This window comes from Veillonella agrestimuris (assembly GCF_943193065.1).
GTDB classification, from domain to species: Bacteria; Bacillota; Negativicutes; order Veillonellales; family Veillonellaceae; genus Veillonella; species Veillonella agrestimuris.
The window spans coordinates 121,911-146,076 of sequence record NZ_CALPCS010000004.1 but is presented as its reverse complement, the minus strand read 5'-3'; the positions used below and the strand labels follow the sequence as shown (position 1 = coordinate 146,076).

Annotated in this window: 17 protein-coding genes and 1 riboswitch; of the genes, 2 read left to right on the top strand and 15 right to left on the bottom strand. The window is 38.6% G+C overall.

All coding sequences use genetic code 11. The features are described from left to right. Positions 1-145: 145 nt before the first annotated feature. The 9 genes from ribH to NFR29_RS03230 all read right to left on the bottom strand — a co-directional run bounded on the left by ribH (position 146) and on the right by NFR29_RS03230 (position 12,050). Entirely contained in the window at positions 146-607 is a 462-nt protein-coding gene (gene ribH / locus NFR29_RS03270; protein WP_251423177.1) for a 6,7-dimethyl-8-ribityllumazine synthase, read from the bottom strand. 25 nt (positions 608-632) lie between these two features. Beyond that, positions 633-1,835 (bottom strand): bifunctional 3,4-dihydroxy-2-butanone-4-phosphate synthase/GTP cyclohydrolase II, encoded by a 1,203-nt coding sequence (locus tag NFR29_RS03265; RefSeq protein ID WP_251423174.1) that lies wholly within the window; start codon positions 1,833-1,835, stop codon positions 633-635. Positions 1,836-1,851: 16 nt separating this feature from the next. Next, positions 1,852-2,508, bottom strand: a complete 657-nt coding sequence (locus tag NFR29_RS03260; RefSeq protein WP_251423170.1) for a riboflavin synthase — start codon at positions 2,506-2,508, stop codon at positions 1,852-1,854. Beyond that, the gene (gene ribD, locus NFR29_RS03255; RefSeq protein WP_251423167.1) at positions 2,489-3,664 is read right to left on the bottom strand and encodes a bifunctional diaminohydroxyphosphoribosylaminopyrimidine deaminase/5-amino-6-(5-phosphoribosylamino)uracil reductase RibD; all 1,176 of its coding nucleotides are present in this window, start codon (positions 3,662-3,664) and stop codon (positions 2,489-2,491) included. Before ribD ends, NFR29_RS03260 begins: the two co-directional genes overlap by 20 nt. A 78-nt stretch (positions 3,665-3,742) precedes the next feature. After that, positions 3,743-3,859, bottom strand: a riboswitch (FMN riboswitch). Between the two features lie 58 nt (positions 3,860-3,917). Then, the gene (locus NFR29_RS03250; protein ID WP_251423164.1) at positions 3,918-4,307 is read right to left on the bottom strand and encodes a hypothetical protein; all 390 of its coding nucleotides are present in this window, start codon (positions 4,305-4,307) and stop codon (positions 3,918-3,920) included. Positions 4,308-4,366: 59 nt separating this feature from the next. Then, on the bottom strand, positions 4,367-8,161 hold the full coding sequence (locus NFR29_RS03245; RefSeq protein WP_251423161.1) for a PolC-type DNA polymerase III: 3,795 nt from the start codon (positions 8,159-8,161) through the stop codon (positions 4,367-4,369). A gap of 2 nt (positions 8,162-8,163) precedes the next feature. Beyond that, on the bottom strand, positions 8,164-9,144 hold the full coding sequence (gene holA, locus NFR29_RS03240) for a DNA polymerase III subunit delta (RefSeq protein ID WP_251423158.1): 981 nt from the start codon (positions 9,142-9,144) through the stop codon (positions 8,164-8,166). Positions 9,145-9,160: 16 nt separating this feature from the next. Continuing rightward, on the bottom strand, positions 9,161-11,422 hold the full coding sequence (locus NFR29_RS03235; RefSeq protein WP_251423155.1) for a ComEC/Rec2 family competence protein: 2,262 nt from the start codon (positions 11,420-11,422) through the stop codon (positions 9,161-9,163). Continuing rightward, complete coding sequence (locus NFR29_RS03230) at positions 11,382-12,050, bottom strand: ComEA family DNA-binding protein (protein ID WP_251423151.1); 669 nt, start codon at positions 12,048-12,050, stop codon at positions 11,382-11,384. The genes NFR29_RS03235 and NFR29_RS03230 overlap by 41 nt, the downstream gene beginning before the upstream one ends. A 209-nt stretch (positions 12,051-12,259) precedes the next feature. On the opposite strand from NFR29_RS03230, the gene NFR29_RS03225 reads away from it, so the two are divergent. After that, positions 12,260-13,489 (top strand): aminopeptidase, encoded by a 1,230-nt coding sequence (locus tag NFR29_RS03225; RefSeq protein ID WP_251423149.1) that lies wholly within the window; start codon positions 12,260-12,262, stop codon positions 13,487-13,489. 71 nt (positions 13,490-13,560) lie between these two features. Here NFR29_RS03225 and NFR29_RS03220 read toward each other — a convergent pair whose 3' ends face one another. The 3 genes from NFR29_RS03220 to NFR29_RS03210 all read right to left on the bottom strand — a co-directional run bounded on the left by NFR29_RS03220 (position 13,561) and on the right by NFR29_RS03210 (position 18,273). Beyond that, entirely contained in the window at positions 13,561-14,040 is a 480-nt protein-coding gene (locus NFR29_RS03220) for a deoxycytidylate deaminase (protein ID WP_251423146.1), read from the bottom strand. An 8-nt stretch (positions 14,041-14,048) separates the two neighbouring features. After that, a complete protein-coding gene (gene leuS, locus NFR29_RS03215) occupies positions 14,049-16,517 on the bottom strand; it encodes a leucine--tRNA ligase (RefSeq protein WP_251423143.1) in 2,469 nt (822 codons plus the stop codon). 118 nt (positions 16,518-16,635) lie between these two features. Next, entirely contained in the window at positions 16,636-18,273 is a 1,638-nt protein-coding gene (locus NFR29_RS03210; RefSeq protein WP_251423140.1) for a glycosyl hydrolase family 18 protein, read from the bottom strand. A 178-nt stretch (positions 18,274-18,451) separates the two neighbouring features. On the opposite strand from NFR29_RS03210, the gene lgt reads away from it, so the two are divergent. Beyond that, positions 18,452-19,285: a prolipoprotein diacylglyceryl transferase gene (gene lgt, locus NFR29_RS03205; protein WP_251423137.1), complete on the top strand. Its 834-nt coding sequence runs from the start codon at positions 18,452-18,454 to the stop codon at positions 19,283-19,285. Between the two features lie 81 nt (positions 19,286-19,366). On the opposite strand, the gene trmFO is transcribed toward lgt, so the two are convergent. The 3 genes from trmFO to dprA are packed head-to-tail and all read right to left on the bottom strand — an operon-like array spanning position 19,367 to position 24,152. Beyond that, positions 19,367-20,683 carry a methylenetetrahydrofolate--tRNA-(uracil(54)-C(5))-methyltransferase (FADH(2)-oxidizing) TrmFO gene (trmFO, locus tag NFR29_RS03200; RefSeq protein WP_251423134.1) on the bottom strand — a complete coding sequence of 439 codons (1,317 nt, stop codon included), beginning with the start codon at positions 20,681-20,683 and terminating at the stop codon, positions 19,367-19,369. Positions 20,684-20,704: 21 nt separating this feature from the next. Beyond that, the gene (topA, locus tag NFR29_RS03195) at positions 20,705-23,026 is read right to left on the bottom strand and encodes a type I DNA topoisomerase (RefSeq protein ID WP_251423131.1); all 2,322 of its coding nucleotides are present in this window, start codon (positions 23,024-23,026) and stop codon (positions 20,705-20,707) included. Next, complete coding sequence (dprA, locus tag NFR29_RS03190; RefSeq protein WP_251423128.1) at positions 23,016-24,152, bottom strand: DNA-processing protein DprA; 1,137 nt, start codon at positions 24,150-24,152, stop codon at positions 23,016-23,018. The genes topA and dprA overlap by 11 nt, the downstream gene beginning before the upstream one ends. Positions 24,153-24,166 lie beyond the last annotated feature (14 nt).

Genomic DNA, 24,166 nt, shown 5'->3' with positions numbered 1-24,166 from the left:
ACTTTATAAAAATTAAAACGTATTTACAAAGAAAATAGACTCTGCATCATAGATGCGGAGTCTATTATACCATATAGGGCTTACGTATTACTTTATAGTCCCTATATCTTATGGTCAATCAATATACTAGCACACTGTAGGCTAATTAAAACTGATCCAACAAGTTAACCATTTCAATAGCGCCCATAGCGCAGTCGTAACCTTTGTTACCAGCTTTAGTACCAGCACGTTCGATAGCTTGTTCAATATTTTCAGTCGTTACAACCCCGAACATAACAGGAATCCCTGTTTCTAAGGACACATGAGCAATCCCTTTCGCTACTTCATTACATACATAGTCGTAATGTGTTGTAGCGCCTCGAATGACAGCGCCTAAACAGATAACTGCATCGTATTTACCAGATTGAGCTGCTTTTTTGGCAATTAATGGAATTTCATAAGCCCCTGGCACCCAGATCGTCGTAATGTCGTCGGCTTTTACATCGTGACGAAGCAAGCAATCTTCAGCACCGCCGATTAATTTTGTAGTAATGAACTCGTTAAAACGAGATGCGATAATAGCAAATTTCTTGCCAGAACCTAATAATTTACCTTCTTGAATCATCATAATGAATTCCTCCTATGAAAATCAATTAATTTTCCAACATATGCCCCATTTTTTCTTCTTTTGTTTTTAAGTAGCCGGCATTAAATTGATTAGCTGCAATGATAACAGGTACACGACCGTGAACTTCTATGCCCCAATGTTCAAGGCCTTGGCGTTTCTCTGGATTATTCGTTACTAAGCGAATACTTTTTATTCCAAGATATTTAATGATTTGAGCTGCTAAGGAATATTCCCGCATATCTGGAGGAAATCCAAGCTCTACATTAGCTTCTACTGTATCGAGACCTTGTTCTTGTAATGCATAAGCTTTGATTTTATTGATTAAACCAATACCACGACCTTCTTGGCGCATATAGACAACGACGCCTGTTCCTTCTTTTTCGATGGCGCGTAACGCGTGATCTAATTGTTCACCACAATCACAGCGCTTAGAGCCAAATACATCACCGGTCAAACATTCAGAATGAATGCGTACTAAGACATCGTCTTTGCCTTGTACATCCCCTTTAACGATGGCTAAATGTTCTTTATGATCCAACTCATTTTTAAATACATAAATATCAAAATCGCCAAATTTAGTAGGTAATTTAGAATTAGCCCCTAATGCAACGATGGTTTCATGAATTTTACGGTAATCTACTAAGTCTGCAACAGAAGCAATTTTCAAGTTATGTTCTTTGGCAAATGCTATTAAATCAGGCATACGCGCCATCGAACCATCATCATTTGTAATTTCACAAATAACAGCAGCCTCTTGTAAACCCGCTAAGCGACAAAGATCAATAGATGCCTCTGTATGGCCTTGGCGAACGAGAACGCCTCCCTCTTTATACACCAAAGGGAATACATGCCCAGGACGGCGAAAATCATCCGCTTTCGCATTAGGGTCTAATAATTTTTGAATCGTATAGGCCCGTTCTGCAGGAGATACGCCAGTAGTAGTATCCACATGATCCACTGTTACAGTAAAAGCCGTTTCATGATTATCTGTGTTTTTCGCTACCATCGGAGGAATGCCTAATCGTTCTAACGCTTCTCGGCGCATCGGTGTGCAAACGATACCGCGCGCGTATTTAACCATAAAATTAATATTTTCTTGGTTCGCAAATTCTGCGGCAATCACTAAATCACCTTCATTTTCACGACTTTCATCATCCACAATGATAACGGATTTACCATTGCGCAATTCTTCTAGCACTTCTTCAATGCTATGTAATGTATAATTCATGGACTAGGTCCTCCTTTTACATAAATCCATTGTCTACTAACAAAGATTCAATGGATTTAGTAGATGTACTTCTATCTGTAGTATTGCCAAGGCCCATAAAATGGCGAATATATCGGCCTGCAATATCGGTTTCTAAATTGACTTCTGTACCAATGACAGCATCGCCAAGAACAGTTTCTTTCAGCGTGTGCGGAATAATGGATACAGAAAATGTCGATTCTGTACAATCCATAATGGTCAAGCTAATGCCATTAATGGCAATAGAACCTTTATAGATGACATAATCCATAATCGATCGGTCTGCGTGAATCGTAAAAATAACGGCATTATCCCTGCGTTCAATGTGGGTAATGCGTCCTGTTCCATCCACATGGCCTGCTACGATATGCCCACCGAATCGGCCATCAGCAGGCATGGCCCGTTCCAAGTTAACTGGATCATTGGCTTTCAAATGTGTGAATGTCGTCATTTTTATGGACTCAGGCATTACATCGGCAGTAAATTGTTTATTGCCGACCGTAGTAGCTGTTAAACAAACGCCATTAACCGATACGGAGTCTCCGATTTTTAAATCATCAAATATGATATTCCCAGAAATAGTGAGAACTAAGGATTGGGCGCCCTTTTTTATGCTTACAATGCGCCCTATCTCTTCAACGATGCCCGTAAACATAAGCACCCTCCCTTCCAGTTCGATAGGCTTCTATAACAATATTATTATCCATCATATGTACATCTGTGAAAGTCAGCTTCGCCGCCGCCTCTAAGGTAGCAAATCCGTTACCACCGACTGCAGGTGTCGCTTCTGTGCCACCGATAATGAGATTCCCAATATAGGTGACTATCTTATCAAAAGCTAACGTTTCAACGAATGCACTTAGCAAGGCCGATCCACCTTCGATGAGCAGTGATGTATACCCCATGTCACCCATCACCGTTAAAGCCTGTTTAATGGATAACCCGTTAGGCTTCCGTTCAATGTCATGAACATCGGCACCTATGTCGATAAAAGCTTGCCGTTTTTCCTCACTACATTGAGCACTTACAAAGAGATGAACCTTCCGATTCGGTACGGTAAATACTTTAGCCTCTATAGGTGTTCTACCTAAACTATCAAAAATCATCACATCTGGCTGGCGAATATCCATACTATAAGCACCATCTAATGTATCGCCTATGATAGCATCGTACACTTCACTACCCGATAACCGACAATTCAACAGAGGGTCATCTGCTAATATAGTACCAATACCAACTACCATAGCATCGTAAGAGGCTCGTAATAGATGAGCATGTTTCCGAGCGGTTTCATTGGTAATCCACTGTGATGCTCCTGTAAAAGTAGCAATACTACCATCTAAGGACATGGCACTTTTAAGGGTTACAAAAGGTTTCCCTGTTTGGATATAGGTAAAGAAACTCTCATTTAATAAAGCGCATTCTTTTTCACAAACCCCCGTTTTTACCTCTATACCAGCTGCTTGTAAGCGAATGATGCCTTGTCCTCCTACAAGAGGATTGGGATCTGTACTACCAATCACAACACGACTAATGCCAGATGCAATGATGCGGTCTGCACAAGGAGGCGTCTTACCATAGTGAGCACAAGGCTCTAATGTGACATATAAAGTGGCACCTTTTGCTTCTTCGCCAGCTGCCTGCAAGGCATGGACTTCTGCATGAGGCTCTCCTGCTTTGTGATGGTATCCTTCACCGATAATTGTATTATGTTTTACTACGACAGCCCCTACTAACGGATTGGGCCATGTATGTGCAGTGGCCAATTTTGCTAACGCAATGGCACGTTTCATATACATTAAGTCGTTCATATAATACCTCAATAAAAAAAGGACTATATACATAGTCCTTGGGTTATCAGTTATAGTTATACATATAAACATATATAATCTCGTCTTTTCTCATCCAGACTTTACTGTCGGTATCGGAATTACACCGATTCATACCTATTAGGCTCGCGGACTATAACCGCCGGTAAGGAATTTCACCTATCCCCAAAGACTTATTGTATTATTTTATGTAATTATAGTACCACTTTTATCAATGTTATGCAATATATAGCCTTTATAAGTCCTCCTCTTCTTCTATGAATTCGTCAAAATCAAATTCTGATTCATATTCTTCTTCATCGTAGTCATCGTAATCATCATATTCAAACTCATACTCATCATCTTCGTAGTTATCATAGTATTCATCTTCAGACTCTATATCTTCTCTACGAATCGCATCATAGTCATCATCTATATAATGAGGTGGTTCATCATTTTCTTTTTGTTTCACGTCTTTTGAAACTTTTTGAGGTTCCATGGCTTTCAAGCGTTTGATTTCTTTAAATAATGTAATATCGGCTTCAAAATCTTCTTTCTCAGCATCCGATAAGTCTTTAGATTTTATTGACTTGGAACTATTAGAGGAAAATATAGCTGCTATACGATCAAATAATGTTGAAGACATAATTACCACCTATTTCCTTTCTTAATGATACTATCCGATTTCTCTTATTAGCTATTGCATTATGCTCCAAATAATGACATTTGCTCATCTTCTGGTAAATCGCCACAGCAATCTAAGTCTTTCATGATGTCGATGATTGTATTGGAAATTTTGCAACGTCGTTGTAAATCTTTTAATGATGTAAATGATTTGCGCTCTCGTTCTTCAACAATGGCATCAGCTACTTTTTCACCTAATGATTCAATAGCTAAGAAAGGAGCTAATAAAGCGCCATCTTTAATTTTGAATCGACGCGCATCGGAATGTTGAATGTCTACACTACTAAATCGATAGCCTCTTTGATACATTTCCATAGATACTTCTAAAGCGGCCATCAAATCTTTTTCTTTCGGACTAGCTGCTCTGTCTAGTGCTTTGATGCGGTTAAACTCTTGCAATTGTACACGCAAATCACCTGTCATAATGCGCAAATCAAAGGCTCTAGCACGAATAGAGAAATACGCTGCATAAAATGCTAATGGATGATATACCTTAAACCAAGCGATACGGAATGCCATCATTACATAAGCTACCGCATGGGCACGAGGGAACAAATAAGAAATTTTCTTACACGAGTCGATAAACCAATCTGGAATATTATTCTCTCGCATTTCTGCTTCAAAGTTTGTCGTCGCTTCCCCTTGTTTATTTCGTTTTTCGATGCCTTTCCCTTTACGCACATTTTCCATGACGAAGAAACTATTTTTCTTATCCATGCCGCGATGAATTAAGAAGTTCATAACGTCATCACGAGTAGAAATAGCTTCATTCAATTTGCAAATACCATTTTTAATGAGATCCTGCGCATTGTCAAGCCACACGTTTGTACCGTGAGAGAAACCAGAAATACGAACTAAATCAGAGAACGTTTGAGGACGAGAATCTTCTAACATGCCTCGTACAAATTTCGTACCACATTCTGGTACGGCAAGACTAGCTACTTGGTCACCTTGTAATTGTTCCGGCGTCAAACCAATCCCCTCTGTAGAGGAAAATAAACTCAATGTACGAGGATCATCAAACGGAATTGTCTTCGCATCGATGCCCGTTAAGTCTTCTAACATACGAATAATAGTGGGATCATCGTGCCCGAGAATATCTAGCTTAGTCATACGACCTTCAATAGAATGATAGTCGAAATGAGTCGTCAATACGCCACTTTCTTTTTTATTCGCTGGATATTGGATTGGCGTAAAATGATGCACATCCATATCCCGAGGACATACCATGATACCACCGGGATGTTGGCCTGTCGTATTCTTTACATTGGTAAATCCCTTCGCTAAATATTCGAGGAATCCATTTTCTACTTGAAGGCCTCTAATTTCAGCATATTTTCTAACGTAACCGAAAGCTGTTTTATCCGCAATGGTACCGATAGTGCCGGCTTTAAATACATTGTCACGGCCGAACATTTCCTCCGTATATTTGTGAGCTTTCGCTTGGTAATCACCAGAGAAGTTCAAATCAATATCTGGTACTTTGTCACCATCAAAGCCAAGGAAGATAGCAAATGGAATGTCGTGTCCATTCGTATGGAGTGGTGTGCCACATTCTGGACAATCTCTCCGCGGCAAGTCAAAGCCACCAGCATATTCCCCTTTTTCATAGAATTCAGACCACTTACAATGAGGACACACATAATGTGGTGGCAATGGGTTTACTTCTGTAATTTCCGACATAGTAGCGGCAAAAGAAGACCCTACCGAACCACGAGAACCTACTAAGTATCCTTCATCTAAAGATTTTTTTACTAACTTGTGGGCAATGTAGTACAACACGCCATAGCCATTACTAATGATACAGTCGATTTCATAGTCTAACCGGTCTTGAACGACTCTCGGCAAAGGATCGCCGTAAATGGTTTTCGCATTTTTGTAACACATTTCTACAAAGGCTTCATCAGCGCCTTCAATTTTTGGAGAATATGTACCATCTGGGATCGGTTTAATATCTTCTACGCGATCATTGATGGCGCGCGTATTAGTAACTACAACTTCATAAGCCTTTTCTTCGCTCAAATATGGGAAGGATGCCAACATTTCGTCAGTGGTGCGCAAATGCAAATCTGGTTGCTCATGCGCGTCCGTATAGCCAGAAGCTGTTAACATGATTTCACGATAAATCTTTTCATCTGGATGTAAATAATGAACGTCACAAGTGGCACAAACCGGTTTATTCAAGGCTTCCCCTAATTCGATAACAGTCAAATTCATATCGATAAGGGCTTGCTCATCGGGCATTAAGCCTTTACGCACTAAGAATTCATTGTTTGTATGCGGTTGAATTTCTAAATAATCGTAGAAAGATGCTACCGTTAACAGTTCATCTTTAGTGGCTCCTTTAACAATGGATTGCATCAATTCCCCGGCTTCACAAGCAGAACCTATGATAATGCCTTCGCGATGTTCTTCAATAACAGAGCGAGGCAATCGTGGTCTTCGTTTAAAGTATTCCAAATGAGAGATGGAAATCATTTTATATAAATTGCGAAGGCCTACCATATTTTTCGCTAATAAAATGATATGGTACCGTGGTGCTTCATCTTTTTTCTTCACCACATCTAAGGATAATTCGTGATCTATCGCTTCATCGTCAACGAGATAGGCTTCTACGCCATAAATGACTTTAACTCCTAATTCCTTAGCAAGTGCCTGTGCTTCTGGGAACGCTTGTACAATGCCGTGATCCGTAATAGCTACGGCTGGATGGCCCCAAGCTTTGACAGTTTTAAATAAATCTTTTACAGACACGAGAGCATCTTTATCACTCATTTTTGTATGTAAGTGAAGTTCTACTCGGGAATCGTCTCGATTTTCAGTGCGCTCTACACGATTGCTTGGCAATTCTTCTATGCTATTAATGGATAAAATATATTTCTTTTCAAATTTATCATCAAAATTAACACGCCCTTGTACACGGACCCGTTCTACTTTCTTTAACTTTTTAAGCAATGCTGCCCCATCGTCTGGCGTATCAGTAAATTTAATGAACTTAATACTATTCGTATCATCTACAATACTACCTGTAACAATGGATTTACCCGTTTTAGTATCTCGTTTATCTAGCCCTACTAAAACACCCTCAAAAATAACGCTAGGTGTATCCGTAGTACCCATGATTTTAGAAGGTATGCCATCAATACGACGTCCTACAATCATACCTTCATCAGTAGGTTCTGCTTTTGGTGCGCGACGAGGATATTTGCCACTCCCTTTAGCAGATTTAGCAGGTGCATCACTCCCTTGTGTTGATTTAGGCTTATCCCTCTTTACTTTAACCGAATTATTGCTATTAACTGATTCAGAGATAGCCATAGCACTAGGGGTTACCGTTTCAGCTGCAGTAGTCTGTTTATAGGATACTTCTACCGGTGTATTGTCAAAATAGCCTAATTCTGCCGCCTCTGTGAAAGCCTCAAATTCATTGTCATCCCAATCATCGTCATTGTGAACACCTGCAAAAGATTTTCCTCGTTGTTCTCTGTGTTTTTCTAATTCTTCCTGACGACGAGCCTCTACTTCTTCTATAAATTCACCAGCTCCACAATCACCAGCATAATAGTAGGTATCTAATCCTTCTCCACTGACAGTATCTAATGTCCAAGAAAAACAGCAAGCCGTATTAGCATTAGTAGGGATATTATTAAAAGAAATATTTTTCTCTTTATACCAATTAGCTAAGCGGTCTTGCAGTGATAATAAAGTTTTAAAAGCAGAGTCTGCTGCTTGAATAGTTACTTTTTTACTTTCACAATTAACATAGAAAGCAGGTTTCATATTCTGTTTTGGTACAACACGATAACGTACTTTCATTTTTACCCTTTATATCCACAATAAGTTACACATAAATCTCTAAATCGGAGCATATCCCCTTTGCCAGTACGACTATCTATCATAATGTCGTATAAGCCTTTTAAGAGCATTCGCAAAGCTTTCAAAGATATGCGAGAACTCGCTTCATAAGCTAATTTAATAGGATACGATTTGAATGATGAATCATGATTCTTGCAAAATTGCTCTATATCATTGCGATTCATGCCTGCTGCACGCCCTTCGCTGACGAGCAATTGGAGGCGTAATTGACCTTCAATATAACTCATGGCATAATCGACTTCTTTATAGTTCATCATGAACGGAAATAGTTCTAATAATGTATTGATATCTCTATTTAATAATGCTTCTTTAAAGGCATAAATATTCTTGGCCCCATAATTGCTACTATGTTCCATTAAAAATGGCTGATCAATCTCTTTCGCCTCACCTAAGAGTAAGAAATAACGATCAAATTCAGTACGCATAAAAGCAACAGGCACATCTTTCCACAATTCTAATAAATTGCTTAAATAGTCGTGTCCATTAGGCGTCAATGTATAGCCGTGAGACGTGCAATATTGACGAATCCACATCAATAAATCGGCCCCTTCTAATCGTTTACATTCTCGATGAGGAAGGGCATCTAAGAGCGTTTTATTTTGCTTCAATCGTTTATCGATTATATCGTGATAAATGATAAGGATAGGATTATCGCCGTCATAAGTAGCTAGTAAATCGGCTAAAGCATCCCACTGCTCATTATCTTTTTGTCCAGATTTTTTAAAAATAGGAGGATTGATGAGGCAAAATACTTTAGCATCGCCAAAGAGAGAATCTTCCATTAGCTCTTCAGATATCCTAGCTGGACCTACTTCATCAGATAAGAGGCGTACATCTAAATCACTGTGGGTCAATAAAAATGTTTGTTTTTCTTCCTCCACTAATTGCGATTCATTACCATATACTAATAAAATATCTCTCATGTGTTCCTCCTTTCTTTTATAATATGCTATCCTCCATATATCGGTAACCCCACAATTCCAGGTCTTCACTATCTGGTTCTAGGTCTCGCACAGCACCATAAGGGCTACTAATCAGAATGCGAGTATTCTTATGGAGGAGCTGTTCATAGTCTAGTATTTTCTGTCGAGATGTAATCAAAATACTCTCTTTTCCATCTCTTAATTGTATGTTTTTTTCTCTTTTTTGTCCATTATAGACAACGATACGAGAACGCTCATCATCATAGAGTGTTGTATAGTTATCAGTACTTTGAAAGCGCTTTATAACTGTGTTTTGAGGCGGTATACCGAGACCTTGCAAACTATTGATAATACGATACTCAATAGATTGTAGCGACATATCCTTCGATGCTTCTATATATACTATACCACGTTTATCATAAGGATTAGCGAGCAATAATACGTTCGCTTGTTTTAAAGGAACTATATGAGCAATCTGTTGCTCTTTATAATAAAGTCCCCTATAAGCAATAAAAAGTAATATCATACATACAATAAATGGAAGAGGAATAAAACGCCGAGCTTTCATAGGAACTGCTAACACATAGAGAATACCTATCATCAAAAAATAGATTATACTTAAAGCAAATGGTAATACCCCTACCCATAGAAGTAATGCCGAATTATTGGCTAAATACGCATTGATTGTTAAGGCTAATCGTAATAGACCATCAATACCCCACCATAGTAAAGAAATAGGCATTACTAGATCTATGATGGTAGTCACAAAGAGTAAGACAATAGTTAAATCCAATATAGGTGTTACTAATAAAGCCGCCAGTATACTCGCTAAACTGATATAGTGAAAATAATAGAGCTGAAAAGGTATCATAATCAGTTGGGCACTGACACATAAAATAATGGGCCCTTTCACTAAAGGAGGCAATTGTTCCATCCAATGATATAGAGGCATACCAAAAATGAGGAGTCCATAGGTGGCTCCAAAGGATAATTGGAAACTTACATCTAATATGAGTAGTGGATCGTAGAGAAGAAATACTATGGCCGTTATAGCTAACCCCTGTTTAGCCGTATATAAACGGCCATACAAGTAAGCCATCGCCATACAGATACCCATAACAGTAGACCGTACAACAGGAGCACTAAACCCTACAATCATACAATACAGTATAGATACAAAGATACCTATTATCATGGCGTATCGCTTTTTAATACAGCACCATCGACAGAGAGCATACACAATAGCAAATAATAAGGCAATGTGGGAACCAGATATAGATAATATATGAATGATTCCCGTATAAGCAAATTGACGTAACGTTTCCTCTCCTAATTCACCGTAATGGCCACCTAAAACTAATGAAGTACCGAGCCATTTTGTATGTTCACCTAAATAAGAGTCCATGGTCTGTTCAATATGTGCTCGAATTTTCCCGATGACAGTAAGGAATTTAGAATAATAAACTACTCTTTTATCAATATCATACAGGTCATACTCACTAGGCTTCATCATACGATAGGTGCCGCCAAAGATCTTGCCCATTTGTTCGCTCCGAATAGCACGGCTTCGTAAATCGATAGCCCCTCTCTCTTCTACTACATAGAGGGGCTTTGGCGTCCCCTTAATAATGACAATTTGCCCCATAACCAGAGGAACATAATCTTCCACAACATGAGAATCCAGTCTATTAGAATCCCTCTTCTGATTATTATAAATGATTGATGGATTTTGTTCTTCTATGGTGATTTGCAATTGTCCAGTTGTTTTAGTATACATATTAGGAGCTGTATCTTTAAAGGGATGCACACTTAATAAAGTGGCGGAAAACTTCTTATAGGCCTTTCCCTCAATAGTCGTCATCTCTATAGGCGAATCTAGAAGCACTGCATAGTCACCTTCTTGGTGCAAATAGAACTTACTATGTCCCACATAGTCGTTAATACCCCGGTCCACATGATAATAACTAACGCCACCTAGTATAACGACAGCCAATATAGTGATGGCCAACAAATTCAATTGTTTTTTGTTATTAGCACCGTGATTATAACGCCATCCTATTTTGGTAAGAGTATACACTATATATAAAATAGCAATCGTTACGCAGTACAATGCATTGTCTAATAATGGATAGTAGGTGCCATAGGCCTTGATAATGACGAGTATTATAGTGAAAAGGATACTATGGGCCATTTCCGAATAGGTAATGACCATCTGATAAGGTTTCTCTAAGTCCGTACTAGACAGTAATTTTTTGGTGAATCTTTTTAAATAATCCATCCCCAATACCTTTGACTTGCTTAATATCTTCTATAGTTGTGAAAGCCCCTTTCGACTGACGATGTTCTGTAATGCGTTTCGCCATAGTAGGACCAATTCCTGGTAATGCGTCTAACTCTTTTTCTGTAGCTGTATTAATGTTAATTTTCTGCGTTCGTAACAGCATTTCAGGATTACCAGTAAAATTAAATCGCACGTGAATATGATCGCCAGAGCTTACACGATCTGCCATATTAATTGATTCTATATCACCATAAGGAAGTACTCCACCTGCTACTTTAATTACATCACCTACAGAACTATTGGTAAGAATCTCATATAAACCTGGTGATTCTACTGCACCAGTAATATAGACTAATTGTTTTTTATCCTTTTCGCCTTCTGTTATTGGTGTTTCATTACTATTATTTTGATTCCTCTCAGATAGTCCTTCATGAGCAGCACCATTTATCCCATCTTCTAAACGCAATGGTCGATTCTGCTCTGTAGATAACGATGTATCAGCCATAATTGGATTATCTAGAATTTCACTGTCCTCATCTGTTATAATAGGCCATAGGAAATAAATTCCTACTAAGATACATAGGATTATAGTAATCCATTTGTTATTATTAATAAATTGTCGCATATAGACACCTCCTACTATAAAATTTCGAAAGAATCTATTAAACTCCTAGGAGTGACACTATTGGTGTCACTAACAGGAAATTTGTAATTCTTGTCGAATAGACTTGTTGATTACTATTAAAGCGGTATGATAGACTAACTATTTATATGAATAACAAGTATCTATTTCCTTAGTAGGCCCATCTATATGTGTACTATAAAGGAGTTTCTATGAAAGAAGAATTACTACGAAAATATGCTCGTACCTTATTAGAGTGCGGCGTTAATTTACAAGAAAATCAAACACTCATCGTATCTGTAGATGTAGAAAACAAAGACTTTGCCCTCATCGTAACAGAAGAAGCTTACCAACTAGGCGCCAAAGAAGTAGTTATCAATTGGCGCTACGCACCGATTGCGAAACAACGCTTATTGCACGCTGCTCAAGAAGTATTGGAAACACCAGCTAAATGGATTCCTACTTATTACGAACAATATGTTGAAGAAAAATCTGCTTTCTTATCCCTTATCAGTGCCAATCCAAGAGCGCTTACAGGGGTACCATCAGAGAGAATCAGCTTGCAGTCACGAAATTTAAATAAAGTCCTCTCCTTCTATCATACGGCTATTATGAGCTCTGCTGTCACTTGGTGTGTTGCTGCTGTACCTACTGTGTTGTGGGCAGACTTATTAGGATTTGAAGGGTCTGATGACGAAAAAATCGAACAATTATGGCAAACTTTATTTACCTTAAGTCGCATCGATGGTGTAAGCGAAGAAGAATCCTTCGAGAACCATATGAAACGCTTAGAAGAACGCACTGACAAACTAAATGCCCTCGATCTAAAAGCCCTTCGCTATACTTGTGAAAATGGTACTAATTTATTAGTGCAATTACCAGAAGGTCATCTATGGTTAGGCGGCGCTGAGAAAGCTAAAGATGGCACTGTATTTAATGCTAATATTCCAACCGAAGAAGTCTTCTCTGCACCTCAATGGAATGGTGTTGAAGGCACAGTAGTGAGTACGAAACCACTCATCTATCATGGCAATCAAATTTCCAACTTCTCCTTCACCTTTAAAGGCGGCAAAATCGTAGACTATAGTGCCGAAGAAGGATATGATATTCTAAAAGAGCTTATCGAAACAGATGAAAGCTCTCACTATCTTGGCGAAGTAGCCTTAGTGGATCATTACAGTCCTATTAGCCAATCTAACCGTATTTACTATGAAACATTGTTTGATGAAAATGCATCTTGTCATTTGGCTATTGGCGCAGCTTATCCTACATGTTTAAAAAATAGCGATGGCTTAAGCGAAAATGAATTAAAAGAACGTGGCCTCAATCAATCATTGACGCACGTAGACTTTATGATTGGTCACGAAAACATGAATATTACAGGCATTACAAAAGACGGACAACAAGTAGATATTATGATTAATGGTCGGTTGCAAGTGTAAAAACATAAAAAAGGTGGTAGAACAGATAATCTGTTCTACCACCTTTTTATTATATATCTTTATGATATATTTTATAGTTCTATATCCAATACGCGACCTGTAGGCTGGTATTGAACAATCGCTACCCCTGCTGTCATAAGCATGCGTTTAGAAGCTTGTACTTCTTTTGTGTCTTTATATAGATCATCTCGATAGATGACTGCTTTAATGCCACTTTGAATAATAGCTTTCGCACATTCATTACAAGGGAATAAGGTAACGTAAATTTTAGATCCTTCTAAGGAACCCCCTCGGTAATTTAAAATAGCGTTGAGCTCACTATGAACTGTATAGAAGTATTTATTATCTTCTGTATTATCTCGGTCCCAAGAAAAAGCATCATCACTGCAGTTTAAAGGCATACCATTGTAGCCGATTGATAAAATTTTATTATCATTGCTTACAATACAGGCTCCTACTTGGGTATTAGGATCTTTGGAACGTTGTGCCGCTAAAATAGCGACACCCATAAAATATTCATCCCATGAAATATAGTCGCTGCGCTTTGCCATATAGACTCCTATTTAACAACGATATTCACAAGTTTACCTGGCACGTAAATGACTTTTACAATCTCTTTACCATCTGTAAATTCTTGTACTCGGTTAGACTCTTTCGCCATCGCTTCTAAGTCTTCTTTCGTAATACCTACAGGAACAACTAATTTATCGCGCACTTTGCCATTGACTTGTAGTACCACTTCTACTTCATCTACTACGAGAGCCGCTTCGTCGTATACAGGCCAATTTACACTATGTACAGAATCAGTTTCACCTAATTCATGCCACAATTCTTCTGTAATATGCGGTGTAAATGGAGCTAATAACAATACTAAATTGCGCGTCAATTCATTAGCTAACTGAGCATTTACTGTTTCCGCTTTGTCTTTGTGAGCATACATAGCATTGACAAGTTCCATAATAGCACTGATAGCCGTGTTGAAGTTAAAGTTATTATCTAAATCTTCAGTAACTTTTTTAATAACTCGATGCAATTCACGACGCAATGCTGTTTCATCTTTTGAAAGTTCCCCTGTCACATTAGCTTTTGCTAATGTGTTGTAGGCATCTACAATACGCCATACACGTCCTAAGAAACGGTAAGATCCTTCTACCCCTTGATCGCTCCAATCAAGGTCACGATCTACAGGAGCGGCAAACAAAATGAATAAACGAGCTGTATCAGCACCGTAAGTATTGATAATCTCTTCTGGAGATACTACATTGCCTTTCGATTTAGACATTTTGCTACCGTCTTTAAGTACCATACCTTGTGTTAACAAACCATTAAATGGTTCATTCGCTTCGATGAGACCTAAATCGTGCACAACTTTCACAAAGAAACGAGCATATAATAGATGCAAAATAGCATGTTCAATACCACCAATATATTGATCTACATTCATCCAATAATCAGCAATTTTTTTATCAAATGGAGCCGATTCGTTTTTTGCATCAGTATAGCGCAAGAAATACCAAGACGAATCCATAAATGTATCCATTGTATCCGTTTCTCTGCGTGCAGAACCACCACATTTAGGGCATGTGGCGTGTAAGAAATGTTCCGATGTAGCCAATGGAGACACAGCACCAGATTCAAATGTTACATCTTCTGGAAGAAGTACAGGTAATTCTTCTTCTGGCACTAATTGCTCTCCACACGTATCACAATACACAACTGGAATTGGCACACCCCAATACCGTTGACGAGAGATGAGCCAATCGCGGAGACGGAAATTTGTTTTCCCTTCTCCAATACCGCGTTCGTTAAGAGCTGCTGTAATCGTTTTGCGAGCTTCTTCAGAAGTCATACCATTATAGTCGCCAGAATTTACGAGAATACCATCTTCGTGATAGGACTCTTTCCACTCATTAAGATCATATGTTTCACCATCATGAGAAATGACTTGTTTAATAGGCAAATCGTATTTATGAGCAAATTCCCAGTCTCTTTCATCGTGTCCAGGGGAACCCATTACAGCGCCGGTACCGTAGTCGACTAATACATAGTTGGCAATCCAAATCGGAACTTCTTCGCCGGATATCGGATTAATCGCATAAGAACCAGTAAACATACCTTCTTTAGGGGCTTCTGTGGACGTACGATCAATATCGCTCATATTGCGCATACGAGTGATGAAAGATTCTAATTCTGCTTTATTGGTAGCATTTTCAATGAGACGCTCTACATATGGATGTTCTGGCGCTAATACTACATAAGAAACACCATAAATCGTATCTACTCGAGTTGTATATACAGATACGCGTTCATTGATGGATGGCACTTCAAAGGAGAATTCTGTCCCTTCGGAACGACCAATCCAGTTTTTCTGCATCAATTTAACCCGTTGTGGCCAACCATCGAGAGTATCTAAATCATCTAACAAACGATCAGCATATTCTGTAATGCGAAGAAACCATTGTGACAAATCCTTTTTAATTACCGGATTGTCACAACGCCAGCAAAGGCCATCGATAACTTGTTCGTTCGCCAATACAGTGTGACAATGCTCACACCAATTTACTTTTGCTTCTTTTTTATAAGCTAAACCTTTTTTATAGAACTCTCTAAAGAACCATTGTGTCCATTTGTAATAATCTTCTTTGCAAGTCGCCACTTCTCGATCCCAATCATAAGAAAGACCAAGGGACTTTTGTTGCAATTTCATATTGTCAATATTGGCTTCTGTCCAAGTTTTAGGAGCGATGCCATTTTTGATGGCTGCATTTTCTGCAGGCATACCAAAAGCATCCCACCCCATAGGGTGCAACACATTAAAACCTTTCATTTTCTTGAAACGAGCCACTACATCGCCAATAGAATAGTTACGCACATGCCCCATATGCAAATTGCCAGATGGGTATGGGAACATTTCTAGTACATAATACTTCTCTTTATGTTCATCATATTCAGTTTTAAAAGTACGATTTTCATCCCAGTACTTTTGCCACTTTTTTTCAATATCTTGAGCTACATATTTTTCGTTCATGTAGTCGCCTCCTCAAATGTCTGCCATTTCTAATCAATAGTATTATTGTACTACTACACTGGGATAACCGTCAATTTAACTAGTTATTTACTACTTAAATTCATCAATATAATGCATTTTATTCTTGTACTACATCAATTGTTTGATTAATGCCTTCAATAGCTTCTATTTTCGCTAGTTTTGCTTGACGTTTGGCTTCCTCTTTTTCTAATTTAGCTTTTCGCTTAGCTTCTTCCTTCTCTAGTTTAGCTTTACGTTTCGCTTCTGCTTTTTCTAATTTAGCCTTACGTTTCGCTTCTGCTTGTTCCGCTTTTAGTTTTGCTTTTTCTGCTTTAATACGTTCTTTTTCAGCTTTTTCTAACGCTTTCCGCTCTTCTTTCGTTAAAGGTTTCGTCGGTATTTCTTCTTTAACTTCTTCAAGCGCAGGAATGCCTTTGCCTAAATCGGAACTTTGAATCATAGCAATCGTACTAGCATCTTCAAATCCTTTACGCCATGCTGCAAAACCACCTAATTGTAATTCTTTTACTAAACCCAATTTATAGCCTAATGATTGATTCTCTTCAAACCAAATACGATCTCGACCTGCACTTGTTGGAATCGATAAGTAATACAATTTTAATGTATCATCCCAAATTAAGTCTTTTTCATATTTTTCAAAATAAGTACCGCTATTTTTCATAGCTAATGTTTCACCTTTGGCAACGCCATTTCGTTCATGCCAAATACGCGTATAAAATGGTATCCCTAATACGAGTTTATGATGTGGTACTTCACCAATCATTTTTTCTGTATGGCTTCGCACCCACGGATAACTTGCTACAGGACCAGCTACCGTACTCTTAGCCCACGTTTCATCATAAGCCATAAGCACTACGTAATCTACGCTATCAGCAAAGGCTTTACGATTATATACTAAAGACCATTCAGGGCTATTAGAATACCCCGTTACATCAATAGAAGACTGAATATTATATTTGTGTAATTCATCTGCTAAATAAGCTACAAATTTAGTCAATCTGTCACGATCAGCGTAGTCTACATTTTCAAAATCAAAATTATAGCCTGTAAATCCGTAAATATAAGCATAGTGAATGAGGTTATTAGCATATTTTTTCCATACTGCCTCATCTCGTAAAATACCACTTGTAAATCCTGGATCAAATCGATTCGTAATGAGTGGCCATACGTGGTAGCCTTTATCTTTATAAGCTTTCACATAATCTATATTGATTGTAGGACTAGATTCTAAACCTAGACTATGGAGTTTAAACCAACTTGGAGAAATAATATTATCACCGCTGCGATTTAATTTTTCTGTATAAGGCGTTCCCTCTGTGGTCATTGGATCAAAGGCCCATGCTAAAGGTCCTTGTACGGGTTTATTTTGAAGTACTTCCATAGTCAATGGCGCAGGATGCAGAACAACATCCTCCCCCTCTTTTTCGTAGGTAACGCCAATCATAGGTGTGGTCAGTTCTAAGTCGATATAGTCCACACCATTTCGTTTCGTAATCGGTAATTTCACTGGTTCCCCTACAGCACTCGGATTCATCGTAATAGTAGAACCAGATATAGTTAATTGTGGCACATAAATAGTATACGCCGTTTTATATTGATTCGCCTCGTATTTACGGGTAGTGACGTCTAAATATTGTTGTAATGGAACTAACACTTCTGCCTGCACAGAGTTCCCAGTAATACTAGATAATACAGCGGCCGCTAATGTAGTGGCCATAATAAATTTACGTAACATAATAACTCCTATCAAGGCGCTAAATAGCGCTTATTTACATAGTAATTTCTTTATTATACATGACAAGTAGTGCTTTTTTCAATTTTCCCTACTTCTTCATTACAAATCATGATAAAATTTAGATAACTATGTAACACTTTCAACTTATTTATTCTGATTAACACCATAAGGAGTACTTATGCATCAATACTTATTTTTCATTGGCGACTTTCCTATCAGAGCTTATGGTCTCATGTTAGCTCTTGCTATCTTATCGGGAGCCTCTGTAGCTTATTTTTTACTTAAAAAGGACGGTCGTGGTTGGCATACTCATGTTCCAGACTTTTCAATTACCGTCGCCGTAGCTGGTCTCATTGGCGCCCGCTTATGGGATGTATTCTTCTTCGATTGGGATTATTATGGTAATCATTTATTAGAAATCCCCTTCGTTTGGCAAGGTGGTATGGCTATCCAAGGGGGTGTCGTCTTAGGCACTATTGCAGGCTATTGGTATTTGAAGAAACACAACATCGACTTTTGGGCCTTTGCCGATATATTTGCACCAGCGCTCATACTAGCTCAATCGGTAGGCCGCATGGCAAATCTATTAAATGGCGATGCCTTTGGTCATCCTACAGGTGGAAATTTTGGTATTCTCTATCCTGAAAGCACCTTAGCATACCGTACCTATGGCAATCAACCACTATGGCCAGCAGAAATCTGGGAAGGACAAATCGATATTCTCATCTTTGTTGTATTACTATTATTTAGTTCCTTTAAACACGCTAAAGGACAAGTATTCGTATTATACGCTGTTCTCTATTCTGCAGCGCGTTTCGGATTAGAATTCCTCCGCGGTGACTATGTAAACCTTACACTAGGATTAAAATCGGCACAAATGACAAGCCTTGTAGTGATTGTTGTAGGGATTATATTGTTTATCTATTTAGGATATAAAGAAAGAAAAGAAAATCAATTAACAGTTACAGTAGATACTACTAAAAGTAGTAGTAAAACTAAAAAAAGAAAATAAAGGTAATAAAAATAGGAGCTATCATAAGTAGCTCCTATTTTTTCTATATATTTTTTTATAATGCTCTCAAGATACTAAGTATTACAGGTTTTCTTCCACTTTCAACTTCTCTAAGTCTTCCAACGCCCTATTAGCAATAAGAGCATTTTTTTCTTTTTTCTTTCTCACTTTACTAGGCCATGGATCCATGATCCCAAAGTTCACATTCATGGGCTGGAAATTCGAGCCTTCATAAGCGGAAATGTAATGACTTAAAGAGCCAATAGCAGTAGTTTTAGGGAAATGAATAAAGTCTTTATCATCTAATAATCGCTTTACTTGCAATCCTACCATCAAACCAGAAGCAGCTGACTCAAGATAGCCTTCTACTCCTGTCATTTGGCCCGCAAAGAAAAGGCGTTTGTCTGCTTTCAACTGAAATGCATGATTTAATAGCTCTGGCGAATTAATATAGGTATTACGGTGCATTACACCATAGCGGATAAACTCAGCATTTTCAAGACCTGGTATAAGACCAAAGACGCGCTTTTGCTCGCCCCATTTCAGATGGGTTTGAAAGCCTACCAAATTAAACATAGTAGCTTCTTTATTTTCTTTACGTAGCTGTACTACTGCATAGGACTCTTCATTTGTTCTCTTATCCACTAAACCTACCGGTTTCAATGGACCATAGCGCAATGTGTCTTCTCCACGGGAAGCCATAATTTCAACAGGCATACAACCTTCGAAGTAAATTTCCTTTTCAAACTCCTTCGGTTGAACAGCTTCAGCATGAGTAAGTTCATACCAGAAATGCTTATATTCCTCTTCTGTCATAGGACAGTTCAAGTAATCTGCATCCCCTTTATCATAGCGAGATGCGGCAAATACTTTGTCATAGTTCAAGGATTCAGCTGTGACGATAGGCGCCGCAGCATCATAGAAATAGAAGTCCTTTGAGCCTGTTAATTCTTTAATGGCCGCCCCTAATGCTTCCGATGTTAAAGGGCCTGTAGCAAAAATAACAATGCCTTCTTCTGGAATGGATGTCACTTCTTCGTAGTGAATCGTAATGTTAGGATGGGATTTAATTTTCTCTGTTACCATGCCACTAAACAAATGGCGATCTACAGCAAGGGCTCCACCTGCCGGAACAGCTGTAGCATCAGCGCATTCCATAATAAGGGATCCTAATCGACGCATTTCTTCTTTCAAAAGACCTACGGCATTTTCAATATTGCCTGCTCGCAGCGAATTACTACATACGAGTTCAGCAAATTGATCGGTTTCATGGGCGGGAGACGATTTAGTAGGTCTCATTTCATAAAGATCAACGTGAACACCTGCATTAGCTAATTGCCAAGCTGCATCGGAGCCAGCAAGGCCGGCTCCGATGAGCATTACTTTTTGTTCATTCATTGTATAGTTCCTTTAATTCCTTTATTTTGATTCTACTTCACTAGATAAATCGGTAGTAGTTGCCTTTTTACGCGATTTTTTCTTAGGTCGAGTAGGACATTCATCGTTAGAGCAGAACGTTTTAGTTGTACCATTTTTATAGGTCTTCTCCACCATAATGCTATTACATGTTTCGCAAAACTTATCGGTTGGTTTATCCCATAAGGTGAAATCACATTGTGGGTAACGACTACAACCGTAGAATAGCCGTCCTCGTTTCGATTTGCGTTCAATAATCTCGCCTTCACCGCATTTTGGACATGCAACACCGGTCCCCACAGTAATAGGTTTTGTATTTTTGCAAGCAGGAAAATTAGAACAAGCCAAGAATTTACCATACCGGCCAAACTTATAAACCATAGGACTACCACAGACTTCGCAGATTTCATCACTTTCCATAGATACAATTTCTACTTTATCTACATGGCTTGCTTCATCTAATTCTTCTTTAAATACATCGTAGAAGTTCTGCAATACTTGGACGTATGTTTCATTACCATTAGCGATAGCGTCTAATTCTTCTTCCAATTCCGCAGTGAAATCAGTATTAATGATTTTACCAAAATAGTTAGTTAAAAACTCTACAACGACGAAACCTAACTCAGTAGGAATAAACTGTTTATTATTAGTCTCTACATAGTTGCGGCTCACAATGGTATCTAGGATTGGTGCATACGTACTAGGTCGACCAATGCCTAATTCTTCTAATGTTTTAATAAGACTAGCTTCGGAATAGCGTGCCGGCGGTTGCGTAAAGTGTTGATCTGGTTTAATTTCTTTCGTGCTAACTACTTCATCAGCTTTTAATGCAGGTAATTGAGCATCACTATCTTTTTTTGTGCCTTCTTTTTTACTGTCTTCATAAACAGCACTAAAACCTGGGAAAGTCACTTTAGAACCAGTAGCTTTGAACGTATATATTTGATCCACATCTAATTCGATAGTTAACAAATCACTTTGTTGCGGCGCCATTTGGCTAGCTAAGAATCGATTCCAAATCAATGTATATAGCTTTAATTCGTCGCGACTTAAAAACGGTTCTACCATCTTAGGCGTCAACTCTAAAGAAGTAGGACGAATAGCTTCGTGCGCATCTTGCGCTGATTCTTTAGAACCGTAGAAATTCGGTTTCGCCGGATAGTACTCATCCCCATAAGTGTGTTTAATGAAATCCCTTGCTTGATCTTGCATTTCTTTAGAAACACGTGTGGAATCAGTACGCATATAGGTAATTAAACCCACTTGTCCGTAAGCCCCAATTTCAAGACCTTCATACAAATGTTGCGCAATCATCATCGTCCGCTTAGCACCAAAGTTTAATTTACGAACCCCTTCTTGTTGTAATGTAGACGTTGTAAATGGCGGCGCTGCTTTGCGGCTACGTTTACTTTTCTTTACAGATGTAACAGTAGCTTGTTGGTTAGCAATGCTCTTTTGAACAGATAAGGCCTCTTCTTCAGTACCAATATCGATTTTCTTACCCTTAATATGGGTTAAATCAGCACTAAAAATTTCTTTCTTATCTGTTTCAAATTGCCCTGTAATAGACCAAAACTCTTTCGGTACAAAGGCTTGAATTTCTCGTTCTCTCTCCGCAATCAATTTGACTGCTACCGACTGTACGCGGCCTGCACTTAAGCCTTTACACACTTTTTTCCATAACAAAGGACTTAATTTATAGCCTACAATACGGTCTAAAATACGGCGCGCCTGTTGTGCATCAACCATACGCATATCAATAGTACGAGGATTTTCCAACGCCTCTGCAACGGCAGATTTTGTAATTTCGTTAAAAGTAATACGACATTTGGACGACGTATCCACATTTAGAATATGTGCTAAATGCCAAGAAATGGCTTCACCTTCACGGTCCGGGTCAGTTGCCAATAGAACAGCGCTACTTTCATCAGCATGGCTCACTAAGTCGTCAATTACCTTCTTACGAGTCACTAAATTACTATAGCGAGGCGTAAAACCATGATCAATATCAATAGCTAATTGGGATTTCGGCAAATCTCGTAAATGCCCCATACTAGCTTTTACGACGTAATTAGGGCCTAAGAATTTTTCGATGGTTTTAGATTTCGCAGGGGATTCTACGATAACCAATACTTTGCCATCTCTTTTAAATACCCGTGGTTCTCGTTGTTCTGGTGGTATAGACGTAGACACAACCGATTTGTCTCTTACTATACCAACTGGCGTTAACGGTTCTTTAATAGCCTTTTCTTTCGTTTCTTTTTTTGTTGTTTTTTTCTTCGTTTCTTTTGGTTCACCAATTACGATTGACCGTTTAATGGACAATTGATTCACTCCTAGTTATTCTAATATAGCCCCTAGACTGAACCTTTTCAATGTGATGGTTCATTTCTAGGTCAAGTAATATGCTTTGTAATCGTTGCAAGGGAATACCCGTTGCTTCTATTAATTTATCGACAGTGATACACCGATCTGTCGATAGGGATTGTAAAACTGTGTTAGATTCTGAATTATAGCTTATCACATTGTTCCCCTTTGTATCAACTGACCGAAGAGATAGATTATAGTCTTCCACTAAATCTTGCGCCTTTGTTAGTACATGGGCCCCTTGCCGGATGAGCCAATGATTGCCTTCTGCTATATTATTCAAGATACTGCCGGGCACAACATAGACTTCTCGGCCTTCATTATTCGCCATGTCTGCAGTAATGAGAGATCCACTGCTAGCTTTCGCTTCTACGACGATAACTGCTGTTGAAAGTCCACCAATGATGCGATTGCGCTGTGGAAAATGTTTCCCTGACGGCGGAGTACCAGGTGTATATTCAGATAACAATAAACCATTATTATTGATAACACGATCAAAGAGGTTCTTGTTTTCTGGCGGATAAATAACATCTAATCCGCAACCCATAACGATGATAACTTGCCCATTGCCTGACAATACACCTTCGTGACTGTAACTATCGATACCGCGAGCGCCACCACTGACAACTGCTACATCATAATGAGCCAATTCTTTTCCTAAATAACGGGCTACACTGCGGCCATAATCGCTGCAGTTTCGAGCGCCTACCATAGCAACTTTAAATGTATCATCTTTGAGTAAATCTATATTACCGCGCACAAAAATAACAGCAGGAGGATTATAAATTTCCTGCAATCGAGCGGGAAATAATACATCTAAATAAGTAATCCACGTAATGTGGTATTTCTCTAGTAAATCCCAAAGATTATCTAATAATTCTTGTGTAGCTGCTTTCATAATGGCGGGTATTTTCTGTGATTTAATGCCGCCAATAGATTGTAATGTCTTTCTATCTTGCAAAGCACACCACGCCTCAAAAGGACCGCCACAAGTATCCACTAAATTGCGAATTGACGTAGCCCCTAAATGAGAAATATGTTGCATACCACAAATATAAAAATTACTTTCATACATTTGTTCCATCTTACACCTCCTGA